Source organism: Streptococcus hongkongensis, assembly GCF_053206145.1.
This window is the reverse complement of sequence record NZ_JBRUGD010000002.1, coordinates 15735-33986: the sequence shown is the minus strand read 5'-3', so window position 1 is coordinate 33986 and position 18252 is coordinate 15735. Positions and strand designations below refer to the sequence as shown.

At 36.0% G+C, this 18252-nt stretch carries 15 protein-coding genes and 1 riboswitch; all 15 genes read left to right on the top strand.

The features are described 5' to 3' along the window. Positions 1 to 205 precede the first annotated feature (205 nt). Positions 206 to 529 carry a hypothetical protein gene (locus ACVRZD_RS01355; RefSeq protein ID WP_037626989.1) on the top strand — a complete coding sequence of 108 codons (324 nt, stop codon included), beginning with the start codon at positions 206 to 208 and terminating at the stop codon, positions 527 to 529. Then, positions 519 to 2492, top strand: a complete 1974-nt coding sequence (locus ACVRZD_RS01350; RefSeq protein ID WP_037626987.1) for a V-type ATP synthase subunit I — start codon at positions 519 to 521, stop codon at positions 2490 to 2492. Before ACVRZD_RS01355 ends, ACVRZD_RS01350 begins: the two co-directional genes overlap by 11 nt. A gap of 5 nt (positions 2493 to 2497) precedes the next feature. Continuing rightward, positions 2498 to 2977, top strand: a complete 480-nt coding sequence (locus tag ACVRZD_RS01345; RefSeq protein ID WP_037626983.1) for a V-type ATP synthase subunit K — start codon at positions 2498 to 2500, stop codon at positions 2975 to 2977. A gap of 59 nt (positions 2978 to 3036) precedes the next feature. Next, positions 3037 to 3621 carry a V-type ATP synthase subunit E family protein gene (locus tag ACVRZD_RS01340; protein ID WP_037626982.1) on the top strand — a complete coding sequence of 195 codons (585 nt, stop codon included), beginning with the start codon at positions 3037 to 3039 and terminating at the stop codon, positions 3619 to 3621. Positions 3622 to 3629: 8 nt separating this feature from the next. Continuing rightward, the gene (locus tag ACVRZD_RS01335) at positions 3630 to 4640 is read left to right on the top strand and encodes a V-type ATPase subunit (protein WP_037626981.1); all 1011 of its coding nucleotides are present in this window, start codon (positions 3630 to 3632) and stop codon (positions 4638 to 4640) included. Beyond that, positions 4630 to 4950: a V-type ATP synthase subunit F gene (locus ACVRZD_RS01330; RefSeq protein WP_037626979.1), complete on the top strand. Its 321-nt coding sequence runs from the start codon at positions 4630 to 4632 to the stop codon at positions 4948 to 4950. Before ACVRZD_RS01335 ends, ACVRZD_RS01330 begins: the two co-directional genes overlap by 11 nt. A 110-nt stretch (positions 4951 to 5060) precedes the next feature. Then, positions 5061 to 6836, top strand: coding sequence for a V-type ATP synthase subunit A (locus ACVRZD_RS01325; protein ID WP_037626976.1), 1776 nt, complete (start codon positions 5061 to 5063; stop codon positions 6834 to 6836). Position 6837: 1 nt separating this feature from the next. Further along, positions 6838 to 8217, top strand: coding sequence for a V-type ATP synthase subunit B (locus ACVRZD_RS01320; RefSeq protein ID WP_447450190.1), 1380 nt, complete (start codon positions 6838 to 6840; stop codon positions 8215 to 8217). Between the two features lie 38 nt (positions 8218 to 8255). After that, positions 8256 to 8873 carry a V-type ATP synthase subunit D gene (locus tag ACVRZD_RS01315; protein WP_037626975.1) on the top strand — a complete coding sequence of 206 codons (618 nt, stop codon included), beginning with the start codon at positions 8256 to 8258 and terminating at the stop codon, positions 8871 to 8873. Positions 8874 to 9192: 319 nt separating this feature from the next. Continuing rightward, a complete protein-coding gene (nfsA, locus tag ACVRZD_RS01310; protein ID WP_037626973.1) occupies positions 9193 to 9933 on the top strand; it encodes an oxygen-insensitive NADPH nitroreductase in 741 nt (246 codons plus the stop codon). Positions 9934 to 10184: 251 nt separating this feature from the next. Next, a riboswitch (PreQ1 riboswitch) is annotated at positions 10185 to 10299 on the top strand. Beyond that, positions 10297 to 10803 (top strand): QueT transporter family protein, encoded by a 507-nt coding sequence (locus ACVRZD_RS01305; protein WP_447450189.1) that lies wholly within the window; start codon positions 10297 to 10299, stop codon positions 10801 to 10803. (Overlaps the previous riboswitch by 3 nt.) Before the next feature lie 131 nt (positions 10804 to 10934). Then, complete coding sequence (gene ligA, locus ACVRZD_RS01300; protein ID WP_037626972.1) at positions 10935 to 12899, top strand: NAD-dependent DNA ligase LigA; 1965 nt, start codon at positions 10935 to 10937, stop codon at positions 12897 to 12899. Between the two features lie 11 nt (positions 12900 to 12910). After that, the gene (locus tag ACVRZD_RS01295; RefSeq protein ID WP_037626971.1) at positions 12911 to 13933 is read left to right on the top strand and encodes a diacylglycerol kinase family lipid kinase; all 1023 of its coding nucleotides are present in this window, start codon (positions 12911 to 12913) and stop codon (positions 13931 to 13933) included. Between the two features lie 7 nt (positions 13934 to 13940). Beyond that, positions 13941 to 16250: a type I pullulanase gene (gene pulA / locus ACVRZD_RS01290; RefSeq protein ID WP_198777487.1), complete on the top strand. Its 2310-nt coding sequence runs from the start codon at positions 13941 to 13943 to the stop codon at positions 16248 to 16250. 62 nt (positions 16251 to 16312) lie between these two features. Beyond that, positions 16313 to 18196, top strand: a complete 1884-nt coding sequence (gene glgB / locus ACVRZD_RS01285; protein ID WP_447450188.1) for a 1,4-alpha-glucan branching protein GlgB — start codon at positions 16313 to 16315, stop codon at positions 18194 to 18196. The last annotated feature ends 56 nt before the right edge of the window (positions 18197 to 18252 follow it).

Here is an 18252-nt window from a genome sequence, read left to right as displayed (position 1 = left end):
GATGAGTTTGAACCAAACTTTTGAGATTGCAAGTGATCCAAACTTTATGGGAAGTTGAGTGGTTTAATTTAACCACCGGTTGGACCATTAATTTTGGATTTTTCTTATACACTTTCTGGGATATACCTTTAGTGTTTTCTTACTGATTGTTTGAGTAATAATTGGTAAGATTATTATAAAAATTTAACAGAAAAGGAGAAGTCTAGTGTCGAATTCTATTTTATCAACAATGACAAACATTGAATTGGAAGCTAAAGCAATCAGCGATAGCTATTCCAAGAAGAAAAAAGAATATACCTTACAAAAAACAGAAGAAATGAAGCAACTGAAGGCAACTTATGATTTGGAAATAGGAACTCGTTTAAATGAAAATGAAACCGCTTTATTGGAGGAATTAAGAGCTTTAGAAGCTAAAGTAAGTGCAACTGAAGAGAAGAATCAGGCTAAAGTCCAAACAATTTTAGAAGATAACAAAGAAAGTATTATCAATCAAATTGTACACAAGGTGGTAGAAAAATATGGCTATTAGTCAAATGAAAAAACTTTCCTTTATTTTAAGGAAAGATAAACTAAATGCCTTATTAAAAAAATTACAGGATTTGCAACTTGTTGAAATAAGAGATATCAAGCAGTTGGAAACTTGGAAGGAGGCCTTGTTCGAAAAACAAGACAATCTAGCTCAAATTAGTCACTTTGACAATCAAGAAGAGTTGCAATTGCTAATGACTAGGCAAGCTGATTTGGAAAAAGCTATCAAAAATCTCAGCTTATACTTACCTAAGGTAGGTAAGTTGGCCAGTCTGAAAAAGGAGACACCATCAGTTACATATGATCAATTAGTTGACTTAGAAGATAGTGGTCATATTGATCGTTTATTGTTTGCAGTTAATCACAAATTAGACCGTCTTGCTGAAATCAGTAAAGCAATTGAAGAATTGGACATTTCAAATAAGACGCTTGAAAAATGGCAGAATCTGCAAATAGTACCCAATCAGTTGCATGATTTCAATTATTTAAATGGACAAATTGGAACAGTTCCAAGTACTGCTGATGACAAACTTTATCGTCAATTAAAAGCTAATCCAGATATTCAAATTGAAGAAATATTCCACGATGAGACAGAATATGGATTAGTGCTTTTTTGGAATAAAGAGCTAGATATGACTCTTGAAGACTACCAATTTATTTTGTTTGACTATGATGGTGAAGACTTACCTTCAGTTGTTTTATCCAAAAATAAGAAGCAATTGGAAATCCTCAAAAAAGATCAGTCTATACTATTAAATGAGTTGCAGTCTTCTAAAGAGGATGTTTTAACCTTACAAATGGCAACTGATTTGGTATTAGATACTTATTCTCTGCAAGCTGTTAAACAAGGCATGGCTAGGACAGAGCATTTGGTTGCAATTGAAGGATGGACTGAAGAAAGAAATATTAATCGGTTAATTGAAACTCTCAAATCAAGCTTTGGAACTGATGTTATTATCGAGGATAACGACGTTACTGAAGAGGACTGGGAATCAGTTCCTATTAAATTAAGGAACCATCCATTGATCGAACCATTTGAATTGATCACTGAAATGTATGCTTTACCTAAGTATAATGAAAAAGACCCAACACCATTGTTAGCCCCTTTTTACTTTGCCTTCTTTGGTATGATGGTTGCTGATTTGGGATATGGCTTACTCCTATTTTTAGTGACTTGGTGGGCAAGTAGAAACTTCAACGTGAAAGCTAACCAAAAACGCTTTTTGAAATTCTTTAACATTTTAGGAGTAGCAGTTTCCTTATGGGGAATTGTTTATGGCTCGTTTTTTGGCTTCACCATGCCTTTAGTCATCTTATCAACCCAATCAGATGTTATGACTATATTGATATTATCCGTCGTATTTGGATTTATCACTGTCATAGTCGGCTTATTGTTGGGTGGTCTGCAGCAGGTGCGAATGAAAGATTATGGTGAAGCTTACCAGTCTGGATTTGCATGGTGCTTTATCTTAATTGGCTTATTATTGATTGCCATTGGTCTATCATTACCAAATTTTGCCGTATTAGTACTGATTGGTAAATGGTTAGCTATTATCAATGCTATCGGTATTGTTCTTGTTGCCATTGTTAAATCAAAGAGTCTTTCAGGGCTGGGCTCTGGTTTATACAATTTATATAATATTAGTTCTTATATTGGAGATTTGGTTAGTTTCACGCGCCTCATGGCTTTGGGACTTTCAGGAGCGAGCATTGGCTCTGCCTTTAACTTAATTGTAGGTATTTTTCCACCTATCGGAAGATTTACAGTTGGAATAGCCTTGTTCATCCTTCTTCATGCCATTAACATTTTCCTTTCCTTATTATCAGGATATGTTCATGGCGCTAGATTAATGTTTGTTGAATTTTTTGGAAAATTTTATCAAGGTGGTGGAAAAGCTTTTGCACCCCTAAAATCAACAGAAAAATACATAAAAATAAAAAGAAAAACTCAATTGGAGGAATAATAAAAATGGGAAACTTAGCATCATATTTTGGAACACATGGTGGGGCATTTTTTGCCGCTTTAGGAATCGCTATCGCAGTTGGATTTAGTGGAATGGGATCAGCTTATGGGGTTGGTAAGGCTGGTCAAGCTGCAGCTGCGCTCCTTAAAGAAGAACCAGAAAAATTTGCGTCAGCTTTGATTTTACAATTATTACCTGGTACACAAGGGCTTTATGGTTTTGTTATTGGTATTCTGATTTGGTTACAATTAAGTCCAGAATTATCTTTAGAAAAAGGCGTCGCTTACTTCTTTGTTGCTCTGCCAATAGCTATTGTTGGTTACTTTTCAGCAAAACACCAAGGAAATGTATCTGTTTCAGCAATGCAAATTTTAGCAAAACGGCCAGAAGATTTTATGAAAGGGGCTATTTTAGCTGCTATGGTTGAAACCTATGCTATTTTAGCATTTGTTGTTTCATTCATTTTAACCCTTCGTGTTGGTTAACATATCAGAAGATAAGACACTAGCCCTTGAGGTAACATATGGTAAAAGGAGGATTATCTGTGAGTGACATTGAACAATTGAGAGCAGGTATTCTTGAACAAGCCCATCAAGAAGGGCGAGCAAAATTGGATCAAGAATTACAAATTCTTGATCGTCAATACGATCAAGAAAAAATAAGTATTATTGCTGAAAAAAAAGAAAGTGCTAAACTGCAGTTAAAAGAATTACAACGGCAATATCAAGTTAACATGCAACAATTAAAAAATAAAGAACGCCAGTCTAGTCTCGCAATGAAGCAAGAAGTGCTTAAGGAATTGTTTAAAGCAGCATTGGAAAAAATGGTCAATTGGGAGTTAGACGAAGAGCTAGTCTTTATCAAACTAATTCTTGATAAATACACAAGTAATAAGGGTCAGGTTCAATTTGGACAAAAGACTGCAGTAAAATTGTCAGAGCAAAGCTACCAGCAATTACGAGATACTTATCCTAATTTTCAGTTTTCAAGTGAGACAATAATGAACCAAGCTGGATTTGTTATTTCTATTGGACAAGTGGATTACACCTATCTCTACAGTGATTTGGTGGACTCTCTTTTCACAAGTGAATGTGCGGCGATTTCACAACAACTGTTTAGTGAGGATTAGGAGGCGCTATGGATAAAGGTCAATTTTCACAAGTCAATACAAGTATAAGTATTAAAGAAAAAGACATGATTTCAGCAGAGCAATTCCAAAAAATTCTCATTAATCCAAGTAAAGAAGCACTGGCAAATCTCTTACAAGAGAAGGGATATGATTTGAAAGCAGCAGATCTCGATGATCTTAATAAAGTTGAAGAAGAATTAATGTCAAAACTTGTTAAGTGTTATCAATGGGCCTATCAAGATTCTCCTTCTTGTGACGTAGTAGATTTTGTGAGTCTGCCTTATCTCTACCATAATGTGAAGGTGTTGCTTAAAGCTAAAGCTAGTCATAAAGAGTTGAGCCATCTGCTAATCCCAATTGGAAAGTACCCACTTTCTTATCTTGAACATTTGGTGAGAAGTCTATCATCTGATTATTTTTTACCTGATTTTGTTGATGAAGTGGTTTCTATTTGGCAAGATTACCTAAATTACCAGGATTATCGTGTTTTAGAAGTTGGGTGTGATTTAGCATATTTTAAGCATTTAGTAAAACTTGCGGAGCAGTTAAATGACGATAAAATTCGCCAAGCTGTCGATTTGATTATTGAATTTTACAATTTTATTAGTGTAAAAAGAGCCAAATTATTACAAAAGAATCAAGGTTTTATCAAGCAAATCTTATTTGATCAAGGAAGGCTTACTTTAGGTGATTATGAGCGTTTAGCAGATGGCATCGCGATTGATAGTTGGTTTAACCAGTTGAATCCAGATGCTTTTTCCTTGTCAATAAGAGAGTCTCAAGACAAACTAGCAAGTGGCAAAATGTCTTTGGTTGATACTGAAAAATTTCTCGATCAACTCTTATTCCAACTAGTTGCTAGTGGTCAATTTGAGACATCAGGTCCCTATCCATTACTAGGATTTTTACTTGGAAAAGAATTTGAAATCAAAAATTTGAGGTTATTAATTTCTGCAATAGCAAATGACTTACCTATGGATTTAGTTAAGGAAAGAATGAGGCCAATCTATGGACAATAAAACCTACAAAATTGCTGTCATTGGCAACCGTGATGCCATTCTTCCATTTCATATGATAGGGTTTAAAACCTATCCTGTTATTAGTGAAGAGGATGCTATTAACATCTTGAGGAAATTGGCAATGGCTGATTTTGGCATTATTTATATTACTGAGGATATTGCAGCTAAAATTCCAGAAACCATTGCCCACTATAATAATCAGTTAAAACCAGCTGTCATTTTGATTCCGACGCACAAAGGAAAAGCAACACTTGGTCGTCGTTTATTGGAGGACAGAGTAGAGCGTGCAGTTGGTCAAAATATATTATAGGAACGCTTAGACAGACTTCTATGTTTGTTGATAATCATAGATGGAGACTAACACTGAAGCTTGTCACTAAAAGGGAAAGAAATAATAAGTTAATTAAGAAGGAGACAAACTTGAGTCAAGGAAAAGTAATTAAAGTTTCAGGGCCTTTAGTTGTGGCTTCTGGAATGGAAGAAGCTAATATTCAAGATATTTGCCGAGTTGGTAACTTAGGTCTGATTGGTGAAATTATTGAAATGAGAAAAGATTTAGCTTCCATCCAAGTCTACGAGGAAACTTCGGGGATTGGTCCAGGTGAGCCGGTTACGACTACAGGTAGCCCGTTATCAGTTGAGCTTGGACCAGGCTTGCTGTCAGAAATGTTTGATGGTATCCAACGCCCACTTGATCGGTTTAAAACCGTCACAAAAAGTGATTTTCTAATCCGTGGGGCAGAGGTACCAAGTTTAGATAGAGATGTTAAGTGGGATTTTGTCGCTAATCAAGAAATAGGTACTCTGGTTAGTGCTGGTGATATTTTAGGAACTGTTCAAGAAACCAAGGTTATTGAGCATCGTATTATGGTACCGAACAAAGTTTCAGGAAAATTAGTTGCGATTTCTTCGGGACAATTCACAGTCGATGATTGTATTTATCAAATTGAACAAGAAGATGGCAACATTTATAAAGGTGGTTTAATGCAAAAATGGCCAGTACGTCGTGGTCGTCCAGTTGCGAAAAAATTAATTCCTGTTGAACCACTAATAACTGGTCAACGTGTTATTGATACCTTCTTTCCAGTAGCAAAAGGTGGCGCTGCAGCAGTACCTGGTCCATTTGGTGCAGGTAAAACAGTTGTTCAACACCAAATTGCAAAATTTGCTAATGTGGATATTGTTATTTATGTTGGTTGTGGTGAACGCGGAAATGAAATGACAGACGTACTGAATGAGTTCCCGGAACTAATTGATCCAACTACCGGTCAATCAATTATGGAAAGAACTGTGCTAATTGCTAATACGTCTAATATGCCTGTTGCTGCGCGTGAAGCTTCAATTTATACTGGAATTACAATTGCAGAATACTTCCGTGATATGGGCTACTCTGTGGCCATTATGGCTGATTCGACATCTAGATGGGCTGAAGCACTTAGAGAAATGTCAGGTCGTTTGGAAGAAATGCCGGGTGACGAAGGGTATCCAGCTTATCTTGGAAGTCGGATTGCAGAATATTATGAACGCGCTGGACGCTTCAAAGTTCTTGGTTCTGATGGGCGAGAAGGCTCAATCACTGCAATCGGTGCGGTTTCACCTCCAGGTGGTGATATCTCAGAACCGGTTACTCAAAATACTTTGCGTATTGTTAAGGTATTCTGGGGGCTTGATGCGCCGTTAGCTCAGCGCCGCCATTTCCCGGCAATTAATTGGTTGAATTCTTATTCACTTTATAAAGACGAATTAGGTAAATTTATTAGTCAACAAGAAAAAACAAACTGGTCAGAAAAAGTTAATCAAGCAATGCTTATTTTACAAGAAGAAGCTAGTTTAGAAGAAATAGTTCGGTTAGTAGGCCTTGATTCCTTATCTGAACAAGATAAACTGACAATGGCAGTTGCCCGTCAAATTCGTGAAGACTTTTTACAGCAAAATGCCTTCGATTCTGTGGATACTTTTACATCCTTTAAAAAGCAAGATGCCATGTTAACAAATATCTTAACATTTAATGAAGAAGCTAAGAAAGCTTTGAGTTTGGGGGCGTATTTTTCAGAAATTATGACAGGTACAGTCACTGTTCGAGATAGACTTGCACGAAGTAAATATATTGCAGAAGACCAATTGGATAAGATTACTGCCATTGCACAAGAAATGACATTAGATATTCACAAGGTCTTAGAGAAAGGAGGACTATAACATGACAGCAATAAAAGAATACCGGACAGTTAGTGAAGTTGTAGGTCCTCTGATGATTGTCGACCAGGTTTCAGGAGTGCAATATAATGAACTTGTTGAAATTAAACTGCATGATGGTGAAAAACGACAAGGTCAAGTATTGGAAGTCCATGAAGATAAGGCAATGGTGCAGTTGTTTGAAGGATCAAGTGGTATTAATTTAGCCAAAGCAAAAGTTAGATTTACTGGACATCCTTTAGAAGTAGCTGTTTCTGAAGATATGATTGGACGGATTTTTGATGGCATGGGCAAACCAATTGATGGTGGGCCGGACTTAATTCCGGAAAAATACCTTGATATTGACGGACAGGCAATCAACCCTGTAGCGCGTGACTATCCCGATGAATTTATTCAAACGGGTATCTCTGCCATTGATCACCTTAATACCTTAGTTCGTGGGCAAAAGCTACCTGTTTTCTCAGGATCAGGTCTTCCCCATAATGAATTGGCTGCGCAGATTGCAAGACAAGCAACTGTTCTGAATACGGATGATAATTTTGCTGTTGTCTTTGCAGCCATGGGCATCACATTTGAAGAGGCTGAATTTTTTATGAATGACCTCCGTGAAACAGGGGCCATTGATCGCTCTGTCCTCTTTATGAATTTAGCTAATGACCCGGCTATTGAACGGATTGCAACACCTCGCATTGCATTAACAACAGCTGAATATCTTGCTTATGAAAAAGATATGCACGTTTTAGTTATCATGACGGATATGACCAACTATTGTGAAGCATTACGTGAAATTTCTGCAGCAAGACGTGAAGTACCAGGTCGTCGTGGTTATCCTGGTTACTTATATACGAACCTTTCTACCCTTTACGAACGTGCTGGACGATTGGTTGGTAAAAAAGGCTCAGTGACGCAAATTCCAATTTTAACCATGCCTGAAGATGATATCACACATCCAATTCCTGATTTGACAGGTTATATTACAGAAGGTCAAATAATCTTATCGCATGAGCTCTACAATAGTGGTTTTCGTCCCCCAATCAATATTTTACCGTCGCTATCACGTCTGAAAGACAAAGGGTCAGGTGAAGGTAAAACCCGAGCAGACCATTCCGCAACAATGAACCAATTATTTGCAGCTTATGCACAAGGAAAACAAGCTAAAGAATTGGTTGTTGTACTTGGGGAATCAGCATTGTCTGAAACAGATAAATTATATGTTGCCTTTACAGATCGTTTTGAAAAAGAGTATATCAATCAAGGATTTTATAAAAATAGAAGTATTGAAGAAAGTTTGAATTTAAGTTGGAAGTTGTTAGCCATTCTACCTCGAACTGAATTAAAACGAATCAAAGATGATATGCTAGATCAATACCTTGGACATGAATAGGTTATGACTAGCTCCATTGACAGAAAGGTTTATCACATATGGTAAGATTAAATGTTAAACCCACACGCATGGAACTTAACAATTTAAAAAAACGGTTAAAAACTGCTAAAAGAGGTCATAAATTATTAAAGGATAAACGCGATGAACTGATGCGTCGCTTTATCGCATTAATAAGAGAAAATGATGAATTGCGACAAGATGTTGAAGCTTGTCTAGTGTCAAATATGCAAGAATTTGTTTTGGCCAAGTCTATTGAAAGTGATGCCATGGTTGAAGAGTTATTTTCATTACCAGTTCGTGATGTCTCGCTCTATATTGAAGAAGAAAATGTTATGAGTGTTCACGTTCCGAAATTTCACATTCAAGAGAATGACAATGATGACAAAAGTGAGTTTTCCTATAGTTTTCTAAGGTCCAACAGTGAAATGGATAATACCATTCAAAATATGGAAGCTATCATGGATAACTTACTTCGATTAGCAGAAGTTGAAAAAGTTTGTCAGCTTATGGCTGATGAAATTGAAAAAACCAGAAGACGTGTAAATGGTTTAGAGTATGCTATAATCCCCCAATTAGAAGAAACAATACACTATATTGAATTAAAATTAGAAGAAGCTGAACGCTCGAATTTAGTGCGAATCATGAAAGTCAAATAATCTCCTGAAATGATGTGAAACTAATCAATCGGTATTTAGTAAATCAACACCCTCCTTATGAAATGGAGCATGTCCTTAGGAACTGTGAATTGAAAGTTAATGCGTCACATTAGCTGATCATTCTAGCTTTGGGGCATGCTCTCTTTTATTGGGAAAACTGTTAAGAAAGTGATATGCTACATATAGTTTAATTATTAGAATACTTTTTTAGATATTATTTAATTGTAAAGGAGTCCTAGATGCCTGTTCTTTTTTGTTTGTTAGCTGGTCTAATAGTAGTGTCATTAATAAAAAGAAAAAATAAGTAGTAAGGAATATCATGAACCAAACAATAGAAACTATTTTAAATCATGTATCTGTGAGAAATTTTACAAATCAAAAACTTAGTCAAGAAGAAGTTGATTTATTAATTTCTTCGGCACAAGCAGCTTCTTCAGCAAGTTTTCTGCAGGCCTATTCGATTATAAGTATAGACGATCCGAAATTATTAAAAGAGCTAGTAAAAGTAGGGCGTTTACAACCATTTATTTTAGAAGCCGGACATTTTTTTATTTTTTGTGGAGATTTCAAACGACACCATGATTTTGCAAAAGAGAAGGCGATTGCGATCGAAGAGACTGTCAGCGGCATAGATTCAGTATTAGTTGGTGCAATTGATGCCAGTCTTGCTGCACAAAATATGACTATTGCAGCGGAGTCAATGGGGATGGGAGTTTGTTATATTGGTGGTATAAGAGACGGTATTGAGGCTATTTCAGATTTATTACCTTTACCTGATTATGTTTTTCCGGTATTTGGTTTAGCGGTGGGGTATCCATCAACTAGAAATGATAAGAAACCTCGTTTTCCAGCAGAAGCCATTCACCATAAAAATCAATATCCTAAAGATACCCTTGCTAATACGCTAGCATATGAAAAAATCAGTCAAGATTATTACCTTAAACGTACTAATGGACAACTCAAACAAAGTTGGTCTGACATAGCCTTTAAAACCTTAATTCATTTACCTCGCTTATTTATGAAAGACTACTTAAATAAAAGAGGACTAGGCAAACATTAAAGAGCATCGGAAGATGCTCTCATTTTTTATTTGATGGCTCACGCTGAAGGAGTAAGTTGGATTGAATTTTCCGAAAATTTCCAGGATGGCTGAGAATGAAGAAATCGATTAAGTAGGAAAAAGCCAAACTATCTTTATTCACTAAATATGACAGTGGAATTGGGAAAAGTAATGTCTTAGACGAGAGCTAAAAAGTGTGATTGTATGACAATGTCACTTATTTTTTGAATGCATATATTTCTTTGGTTAAATATGCTATAATAATGGAGTTGCAAAGCAACCCTTGGTGCTTAAGTTCCTTTCACCAAGCATATTATACGCGCACTGAAGTATCAACTTTATGTGACGCCAAAGGAGAAAATAATGAAAAATTTGACTGTTCGAGACTATGTTCATATTGCTTTAGTAGCAGCATTATATGTGGTTTTAACAATTACCCCCTCATTAAATGCGATATCGTATGGGATGTATCAATTCAGAGTTTCAGAGATGATGAACTTTTTAGCCTTTTATAACAAAAAGTATATTATTGCTGTAACAATTGGCTGTATGATTGCTAACTTTTATAGTTTTGGCTTGATTGATGTCTTTGTGGGTGGTGGTTCAACCCTTATTTTTGTAACATTGGGTGTCTATCTATTCAGCAAATATAGATCTGAATATATCTTTAATGGACTTTTAAACAAGGCATTTGTATTCTTTTCAATCTTTTTTGCTTTATCTATGATTACCGTTGCTATTGAACTAAGTTTCTTCGGTTCACCATTTTTATTGACTTGGTTTACAACGGCATTGGGAGAGTTTATTTCCTTAATTATTGGATCAATTATTATTGATAAATTGTCAAAACGTATGAATCTAACCAACTAAATTGACTGACTAAAAAATATTATCACTTAAAATGTAAAAGTAATCTTCACTGTATTGAAGATTACTTTTGTATTTCCTTGAAGTCAAGTGTAGACTGTAGCAAAATAAGTGAATTGTGATAAAATAAGGATATGGAAAAACGAATTAAAGAGTTAACAGATTTACTAAATCACTATCGTCAAGAATACTATACAAATGATAGTCCAAGTATTAGTGACCAAGACTATGACAAGCTTTATCACGAATTAGTCCAACTAGAGACTGACTATCCTGAATTGGTTATGAAAGATAGCCCCACACAAGCTGTTGGTGGGGTAATTTTGACAGGTTTTGAAAAACTTCAACACCCTTACCCTCTCTACAGTTTACAAGATGCTTTTTCACAAGAAGAGTTATTTTCTTTTGATCGACGCATAAAAGCGGAATTTCCAAAGGCAGAGTATGTTGCAGAATTAAAAATTGATGGCTTGTCAATTTCATTAACATATGAAGCTGGAAAATTGGTCACAGGTGCAACACGAGGTGACGGGAGTATTGGTGAAAATATTACAGAAAACATCAAACGTCTTAAAGATATCCCTCATCAGTTAGATCGCGAAATAGATATTACTGTGCGTGGTGAAGCTTATATGTCACGTCGTTCGTTTCAACAAATTAATCTTGAACGACAAGAAAATGGTGAAACAGAATTTGCCAATCCAAGGAATGCCGCAGCAGGAACCTTACGTCAACTAGATACATCCATTGTTGCCAAGAGAGATCTTGCTAGCTTTCTTTATCAAGAAGCAAGTCCTACGGATGTCTTAAGTCAAGAGTTAGTATTAGAAAAGCTAGATCATTTAGGTTTTTCCGTTAACTCTCGCCGCTTAATTAGTCAGTCAATGGAGGATATATGGAACTTTATTCAAGAAATTGAAGCTGAAAGAGACCAATTATCTTATGATATTGATGGCATCGTTATTAAAGTTAACAGCTTAGCCATGCAAGAAGAACTAGGCTTTACAATAAAAGCGCCAAGATGGGCTGTGGCTTATAAATTTCCAGCAGAAGAAAAGGAAGCTGAGATTTTATCTGTCGATTGGACTGTGGGTCGCACAGGTGTTGTTACACCAACAGCAAACCTAACACCGGTTCAATTAGCCGGAACCACTGTTAGTCGAGCAACCTTACATAATGTCGATTACATTGAACAAAAAGACATCCGTATTGGTGATACAGTTATTGTTTACAAGGCTGGTGATATTATTCCAGCTGTTCTACATGTCGTAACTGATAAACGTCAAACAGATTCAGTTTCAATGCCGATACCAAGTTGGTGTCCGTCTTGTCAAAGCGAATTGATTCATTTTGAAGATGAAGTTGCTTTGCGATGTATTAACCCACTCTGCCCTAATTTGATTCAACGAAGCTTAGAACATTTTGCTAGCCGCAATGCAATGAACATTGCTGGATTGGGACCTGCAATTGTCGAAAAGCTTTATGCAGCCAACCTTATTCATGATGTGGCAGATATTTATAAGCTAAACTTAGAGGACCTCTTGGCTTTAGAAGGCATCAAGGAAAAGTCAGCCGAAAAATTATTGACAGCTATAGCTAATTCTAAAGGAAATTCAGCAGATAAATTGCTATTTGGTTTAGGAATTCGCCATATTGGTGCAAAGGCTAGCCGTTTGTTATTAGAAGAATTTGGTGATTTAGAATCGCTGGTGCAGGCAAATCAAGAGCAAATTAGTCAGATTGATGGTCTAGGAGGTGTTATAGCTAACTCCTTAGCACGGTATTTTGAAAAAGAAGAAGCCAAAATCCTTCTGTCAGAATTAAAGAGCGCTGGCTTAAATTTTGACTATTTAGGGAAGAAAACAGACAAAAATGCTAAGCTATTTGGAATGACGGTTGTTCTTACAGGAAAATTAGAGCAATTAACACGTAATGAAGCAAAAGCAAAATTAGAGAGTCTAGGGGCAAAAGTCACCTCTAGTGTTTCTAAAAAAACAGACCTCTTAATTGCTGGAAGTGATGCAGGGTCGAAATTAGACAAGGCCAGAAGTCTAGGCGTAGCCATTGAAGATGAAAACTGGTTAGTAAATTTGTCATAATGGGGTGAGAAATGAAAAGAAGAAAAAAAGCTAGATTAATTTATAATCCAACATCTGGCCAAGAAATAATGAAAAAAAATGTAGCTGATGTCTTGGACATTCTTGAGGGATTTGGTTATGAGACCTCAGCATTCCAGACAACTGCAGACCACCATTCTGCTCAAAATGAAGCCAAAAGAGCTGGAGAAGCGGGTTTCGATTTAATTATAGCTGCTGGTGGTGATGGCACTATTAATGAGGTCGTTAGTGGTATTGCACCATTAAAAAAACGACCAATGATGGCCATTATACCGACAGGTACAACTAACGATTTTGCACGTGCTTTAAAGATTCCTCGGGCAAATCCCATTCAGGCTGCTAAAATAATTGGAAAAAATCAAACTATTAAAATGGATATTGGTCAGGCAAGAGAAAATAATTACTTTATCAATATTGCTGCAGCAGGAAGCTTGACTGAATTAACATACAGTGTTCCTAGTCAATTGAAAACCATGTTTGGTTACCTAGCTTATTTAGCTAAAGGTGTTGAATTATTACCACGTGTTAGCAATGTTCCTGTAAGAATCAGCTATGATGATGGTGTATTTGAAGGGAAGGTTTCAATGATTTTTGCGGCCATTACCAATTCTGTAGGTGGTTTTGAAATGATTGCACCAGATGCCAAATTAGATGATGGGCAATTTACTTTGATTCTCGTCAAAACAGCTAACCTTTTTGAGATCGTACACCTCTTACGTCTTATTATTGATGGTGGGAAACATGTGACTGATCGCCGCATTGAATACATTAAAACTAGTAAGGTTGATATCCAGCCATTGTCTGAAAACCGCATGATGATAAACTTGGATGGCGAATATGGTGGCGATGCTCCCTTAACTTTAGTTAACTTAAAAAACCATATTACATTTTTTGCAGATACTGATTTAATTTCAAATGATGCTTATAGCATAGTTGATAATGAAGCTGAAATGGAAGAAATTGCTCAAAAATTTGCGCATGAAGTTGAAGATATGGAAGGGAAATTGGGGGAATAATTGATTGATGAGAAACACTGTCATTATTCATTATCACAGTCAATCGGGACGCTATTTCGACTTGAGTTTATGGCAGTGGCAAGATGGGAAACTGGGACAGGATGCTTATTTTTCAAGATATGATAGTTTTGGGGCAGTTGCCGTTCTGGATTATCAAGCTCCCTATTTCTTAAGTCATGCCTATGTTATCGTAAAGGATCAATTTTGGAAGCATAAAACTATTGATTATCGAATTGAAAGAGAGTATGGCCTAGATAAAAGTGAAGTTTGGATTGTTGATGGGGATTCTACTCTTTATTATTCCAGACAAGCAGCTGTCTCTAGTCATCACTATCGCATCCGCAACGCTCATTCTTACGATATGGCTATTAATAGTAGTCGTTTTGATAAAAAGTGGGGGTTTTCTGGTTGGCTTGGCTATCGTTACCTAGAAAATCAAACCAGTTTTCGATTGTGGGCTCCAACAGCTGAACGGGTTGATCTAGTTCTTTATGATTCGACTGACGAAAATGCTAGTGTCCATAGGGTTTACCATATGGCGCGTGGAAAATGTGTTAATCCAGACAATCATTTTCTCAATAGACATGGCGTTTGGGAAGTAACCTTATATGGTGATCATAATTATCAGTCTTATGTTTACCGTGTTCACTATAGGAAACGAACATTTGTAGAATCACGAGATCCCTATTCAATTGCAACGACCGCCAATGGTCGCAGGTCTATAGTCATTAATCCAGAGCATTTGGTACCTGAAGGTTTTTCAGTTAAACAAAATCAGGAGGCAACTTGGCGTCTAGACAATCCCAACCAAGCCGTTATTTATGAGATGCATGTTCGAGATTTTTCAACCTCTGAAACCTCTGGGGTGACTCCTCAAAATAGAGGGAAATTTAGAGGTCTTTTTGAAAGAGGAACTAAGAATATCCATGGTGATGCGACTTGTTTTGATTATGTCACCAATTTGGGAATCACACATATCCAGTTGCAGCCGATTTTTGATCATCATCAGAGTCTAAATGACGATGGAAATTATGCCTATAATTGGGGCTATGATCCTGAAAACTTTAATGTTCCAGAAGCTAGTTTTGCAAGTAATCCTCATGAGCCAGCCAGCCGTATTTTAGAATTAAAAGAAGCTATTCAAGCCTATCATGATGCTGGAATTAATGTTGTTATCGATGTCGTTTTTAATCATACCTATTCTTCTCGAGATTCAGCGTTTCAATTAACTGTTCCAGATTATTATTACCGAATGAATCCAAACGGGACCTTTCAAAATGGTTCGGGATGTGGTAACGAGACAGCAAGTGAAAAAGAAATGTATCGAAAATATATGATTGACTCTATTTTATATTGGATTCATGAATATAATGTAGATGGTTTTCGCTTTGACTTAATGGGATTACATGATGTCGAAACGATGAACCAAATTCGACAGGTTGTTGACAAGATTGACCCACGAATTATTCTTTATGGTGAGGGATGGGATATGGGAACAGGTTTGGCCAGTCATGAAAAAGCAAAAAAGGAAAATGCTCACCTAATGCCTGGCATTGGTTTTTTCAATGATACACAACGCAATGCCGTTAAAGGAGCAGAAGTTTATGGGGCATTTGTTGAAGGCTTTGTCTCTGGAGCAGCAACGGAAGACATTCTTGCCAAAGCCTTTTTAGGAAGTGACGAATTGAATTCTTATTTAAGTCCAAACCAGGTCATTAATTATGTTGAAGCACATGATAATTATAATCTTAATGATTTATTTTTGGAATTAAATGCGAATGATAGCAGTATCATCCATACTAAGAGAGTCCAATTAGCAACTGCAATGAATTTAGTAATGCAGGGTGTGAGTTTTATGCAATTAGGACAAGAGTTTTTACGAACAAAATTAGTTGCAACAGGTCCTAAAAATGAATTAACCCAAGAAGACAAACATCGCGCAATGAATTCTTATAATGCCTCTGATGACGTCAATCAGGTGAATTGGAATTTAATTACTTTTGAAAAAGATACTATAAATTTTGTGAAAAAATTGATTTTATTGAAAACAAAATCAGACTTATTTTCATTTTCATCGTATGATGAAATAAGGCGTCATGTATATATTGAGAGCGCCACCAAAGGTAGTGGATTTATCAGCTTTACGATAAAAAATTCAAAAAAATATCAATTTATTTTCAGTATTTACGGTAAACGTTTGCAAGAGATGAAATATAGTGATATAATCATATCTAATGATAAGCGCTTTCAGAATAATGATTTAATTATTAATAATTTGACAGCCATGATCCTTGATATCACAGAAAAACCTGACTAATTCAGGTTTTTTGCTATCAAATTCATTCTTATCATCTGATTAAAGCGAGAAAGGGTGATGTAATGACAAATGACTTAGATCTATATACTTTTGGTACTGGGGAAAACTTTCATATTCAAGATTACTTTGGTGTACATGAAACAAGTCATAATGGTGAAAAAGCATATGTCTTTAGAGTTTGGGCACCAAATGCTAAAGAAGTAAGCTTAATTGGCGATTTTACCAACTGGTTTGAAAATCCTATTCCAATGGAGGTCAATTCAGCTGGTGTGTGGGAGGTTGTAACTAATTTACCCAAAGAAAATCATATTTATAAGTATCTAGTCAAGAGACAAGGTGGACAAGTTGTTGAAAAAATTGATCCAGTAGCCATTACTTTTGAAAATCGTCCTGGAACTGGTGCTAAAGTAAAGACACTTCCTGATAAGAAATGGCGAGATGGATTGTGGATGGGTCGGCGAAAACGGTTTGGATTTAAAAAGCGACCCGTTTCGATCTATGAAATGCATGCAAATTCATGGAAACATAAGCAAGATGGTCAACCTTATCAGGTTAAAGACTTAAAGGAAGAGCTGATTCCTTACTTAAAGAAAATGAATTATACGCATGTGGAATTCATGCCATTGATGGCTCATCCTTTGGACATGAGTTGGGGCTATCAATTAATGGGTTATTTTGCATTTGAATCAACTTTTGGTAATCCAGAAGATTTTCAAGAGTTTGTTGAAGAATGTCATCTCAATAATATTGGCGTATTAGTAGACTGGGTGCCTGGTCACTATACAAAAAATGATGATGCATTAGCTTATTTTGATGGGACACCTACCTATGAATACCAAGATATTCATAGAGCTAATAATTATGGTTGGGGTGCATTAAACTTTGATTTAGGTAAAAATCAAGTTCAATCCTTCTTAATTTCAAGTGCAATGTTTTGGATAGAGACTTATCATTTAGATGGAATACGAGTGGATGCCGTGAGCAATATGCTCTATCTTGATTACGATCAAGGGCCATGGCAACCCAATAGTAAAGGTGGTAATCATAATTTAGAAGCAATTGCATTTTTGCAAAAGCTTAATCAGGTCATTAAAGGAATCTATCCCGATGTTATGATGATTGCAGAAGAAGCAACATCTGATATTCCAATAACTAAGCCTATTTCAGAAGGCGGTCTTGGCTTTGATTATAAGTGGAATATGGGTTGGATGAATGATGTCCTTAGATTTTATGAAGAAGATCCTTATTATCGTAAATATCACTTTAATTTACTAACCTTTAGTTTTATGTATTGTTTCAATGAGCATTTTATTTTACCATTTTCTCATGATGAAGTGGTACACGGTAAAAAAAGTTTGATGCATAAAATGTGGGGGGATCGTTATCATCAATTTTCAGGTTTAAGAAATCTTCTGACTTATCAAATCTGTCATCCAGGGAAAAAATTACTTTTTATGGGATCAGAATTTGGTCAATTTTTGGAGTGGAAATTCGATGATCAGTTAGTTTGGGATAACTTAAATGATGACTTTAACCGAAAGATGTTACATTTCACAGCGACCTTAAATCAATTTTACAAAGACAATAATAGTCTGTGGCAGAACGATGAAACCTATGACGGGATAGACATTATTGATGCAGATAATGTGGATCAATCTGTTCTTTCATTTTGTCGTAAGAATGATAAGGGAGATTTATTAGTTTGTGTCTTTAATATGACACCTGTTGAGCGCCCCAATTTTACTATTGGTGTGCCTCTGGTAGGTCAATATGAAGAAATATTTAATTCAGAAATGCTTGAATTTGGAGGAGTCTGGAAAGAACATAATCCAATCAAGACAACTGAAAAAGAACAATGGAAATCTTATCAAGAGACTCTGACTTTTACACTACCAGCTTTAGGTGCAAGTATTTGGAAAGTCAAACGACGGATTAAGAGAAGATGATACCAGAGTTGAAATAATGTTTTGCTAATCAATTGTTATTGGTTTTTTTGAAAACC

Excerpts from the sequence above, each read along its gene's own strand:
- ACVRZD_RS01345 (WP_037626983.1), top strand. The coding sequence starts at position 2,498 with ATGGGAAACTTAGCATCATATTTTGGAACACATGGTGGGGCATTTTTT.
- glgB (WP_447450188.1), top strand. The coding sequence starts at position 16,313 with ATGACAAATGACTTAGATCTATATACTTTTGGTACTGGGGAAAACTTT.
- pulA (WP_198777487.1), top strand. The coding sequence starts at position 13,941 with ATGAGAAACACTGTCATTATTCATTATCACAGTCAATCGGGACGCTAT.
- ACVRZD_RS01305 (WP_447450189.1), top strand. The coding sequence starts at position 10,297 with ATGAAAAATTTGACTGTTCGAGACTATGTTCATATTGCTTTAGTAGCA.
- nfsA (WP_037626973.1), top strand. The coding sequence starts at position 9,193 with ATGAACCAAACAATAGAAACTATTTTAAATCATGTATCTGTGAGAAAT.
- ACVRZD_RS01295 (WP_037626971.1), top strand. The coding sequence starts at position 12,911 with ATGAAAAGAAGAAAAAAAGCTAGATTAATTTATAATCCAACATCTGGC.
- ACVRZD_RS01315 (WP_037626975.1), top strand. The coding sequence starts at position 8,256 with ATGGTAAGATTAAATGTTAAACCCACACGCATGGAACTTAACAATTTA.
- ACVRZD_RS01330 (WP_037626979.1), top strand. The coding sequence starts at position 4,630 with ATGGACAATAAAACCTACAAAATTGCTGTCATTGGCAACCGTGATGCC.
- ACVRZD_RS01320 (WP_447450190.1), top strand. The coding sequence starts at position 6,838 with ATGACAGCAATAAAAGAATACCGGACAGTTAGTGAAGTTGTAGGTCCT.
- ACVRZD_RS01350 (WP_037626987.1), top strand. The coding sequence starts at position 519 with ATGGCTATTAGTCAAATGAAAAAACTTTCCTTTATTTTAAGGAAAGAT.
- ACVRZD_RS01335 (WP_037626981.1), top strand. The coding sequence starts at position 3,630 with ATGGATAAAGGTCAATTTTCACAAGTCAATACAAGTATAAGTATTAAA.
- ligA (WP_037626972.1), top strand. The coding sequence starts at position 10,935 with ATGGAAAAACGAATTAAAGAGTTAACAGATTTACTAAATCACTATCGT.